Annotated in this window: 1 protein-coding gene; it reads right to left on the reverse strand. The window is 49.2% G+C overall.

Annotated elements, in window-relative coordinates; genetic code table 11:
• Window positions 1-44: 44 nt before the first annotated feature.
• A partial coding sequence (locus C1I97_RS39010; RefSeq protein WP_220040917.1) for a phage major capsid protein occupies window positions 45-394 on the reverse strand: 350 nt, incomplete at its 5' end.

Here is a 394-nt window from a genome sequence, read left to right on the forward strand (position 1 = left end):
GTCATCCTGTAGCTGGCGCATAACTTCGCGATCAAGCTCAGGAATTACGGTATATCCGCCATCCCTGCCGCTGTCAGTGCTGTGGACAGTGATCGCACATCTCCGGTTACGATGTAGTTACGCAATTCATCAGATGATAATTTCTGGATGCCCGTTCCTGGCTTGCTGCGTTCTTCATCAGCCACAGACTCGAGGCGGGAAATTTCTGTGTCGAGAGAATCGGCTTTTGCACGCAGTTCATCAAACTGTTTGCCCTCGTCATCGTTCAGGCTGCGGTTTTCACTGTCGGCTTTTTCCAGCAGGGATCGCATCTGGTTTTTCAGGGCGGTTTTTTGCTGGCGGAGTTCGATTAATTTCTTCATGAAGGTTTTCTCGTATTGGTTAAGATTCAGGA

This window comes from Streptomyces sp. NTH33 (assembly GCF_003236365.1).
Lineage (GTDB): Bacteria > Actinomycetota > Actinomycetes > Streptomycetales > Streptomycetaceae > Streptomyces.